At 39.8% G+C, this 1,667-nt stretch carries 2 protein-coding genes; both read left to right on the forward strand.

Annotation, left to right across the window (positions count from 1 at the left end; genetic code table 11):
• On the forward strand, positions 1-1,283 hold a 1,283-nt coding region (locus AC1DDX_RS27205; RefSeq protein ID WP_477623007.1), incomplete at its 5' end, for a DoxX family protein.
• A gap of 12 nt (positions 1,284-1,295) precedes the next feature.
• The coding region (locus AC1DDX_RS27210; protein WP_477623008.1) for an NAD-dependent epimerase/dehydratase family protein at positions 1,296-1,667 on the forward strand (372 nt) is incomplete at its 3' end.

Genomic DNA, 1,667 nt, shown 5'->3' on the forward strand with positions numbered 1-1,667 from the left:
TAGTAGCGTTCTGGCCCCCACAGATTGTAACCATAGAATCAGAAGAAGGGGTGTTTGGGTTATTAAATTATATTAATTTGATTCTGCTATTTGCAGGATCTATTGTTGGAGGATTGATCTGGACAGCTTTTGATAAGAAATCCACAGAATATAGTAAGCTTTATTATTGGATCCGGGTACTTGCTCGTTATCGCCTGGCATATGGGATGATTGGATGGGGATTAAAGAAAGCTTTTCCGATGCAAATGGTTTTCCCTACAGTTGGGATGCTAAATACGCCATTTATCGATATGGCGGAGAAGAAGTTATATTGGTCGCACGTTGGTGTTTCTTTCTGGTATACTGTATTTCTTGGATTCGCCGAAATCCTTCCCGGACTGTTGTTGTTAAATAGAAAAACTTCTCCTTTGGGAGCGGCACTAGCGGCTGTGGTAACATTTAACATCTGTATTGCCAACCATGCTTATGATGCTGGTGTAGCAGTTCCTGCGGCTTATTTTGCCATTATTGGTATATTTATAGTGTGGTACGATTTACCTAAAATCTGGAATCTGCTGGTAAATGAAAAAGACATCTTACCTTACCGTTATCAGCCGGTTATCTCCGAAAAATGGCAGCGCAATCTCGCCGCAGGTGTAAAATGGACTTTTAATTTCTTGTTTGTTCCGGTTGCGGCTGGTTTGTGGGCATATGGTTTTTTTAACGGAAACAATTATAACATCCCGAGTACTCCCGGATTAGCGGGAGCAAAAGGCTATTATAACGTAACAGAATACAGGTTAAATAACAAGGTAGTTCCTTATACCCCTCAAGACTCCATACGCTGGCAAGATGCAACATTTGAAGGTTGGTCGTCATTAAGCTATAAAACCAATCGTGGGGCCATTGCCGACCGCATGATTGGTTATTCTCCGCTCCGTGTAAAGAATGATAAAAAGAATAATAGACTTAATCAGGTAAATACTCAAGATTCTGATCAGTTAGACAAGCTAAAGAAAAACCGTGACCTGGGGGTAACCAGATGGGAGGTTGGTGGTATGGCCGGTGAACGCAGGTACTTTTTCTATAAAGCAGATACAGTAAACCATATCCTTTATTTGCAGAACAAAAACAAGAATCACAAAGAAGAAACGCAAGTGTTGCACTACAGCAGGCCCACGGCAAATAGAATTATTCTTAACGGAATTAATGAATTTAGAGATTCTATTTATGTAGTCTTAGACAGATCTGATAAAAAGTATCCTTTGGTTGAAGGCCGATATAGTTCAGTAAAGGAATATTAAACCTTAAATTCAATGAGTAATAAAATAATTATAGCCGGAGGAACGGGTTTTTTAGGATCTGCAATAATAAAAGCCTTTCCTGATTATGAAATTGTGGTGCTGACCAGAACGATAAGGAAGAATGAACAGGATATCAGATATGTACTTTGGGATGCCAAAAACATAGGCAATTGGACTAAGGAACTGGAAGGCAGCAAGGCTATAATTAATCTGGTAGGGAGATCTGTAAACTGCCGTTACACAGATGCTAATAAACAGGAAATCATTGACTCGAGAGTGGATGCAACACTAATTATTGGAAAGGCAATAGGAGAATTGAACAAACCGCCTGAAGTATGGGTTAATGCGGGATCTGCAGCTATTTTTGGGAATTCTGGTGATGAA

Source organism: Pedobacter sp. 10L46_2, assembly GCF_056395165.1.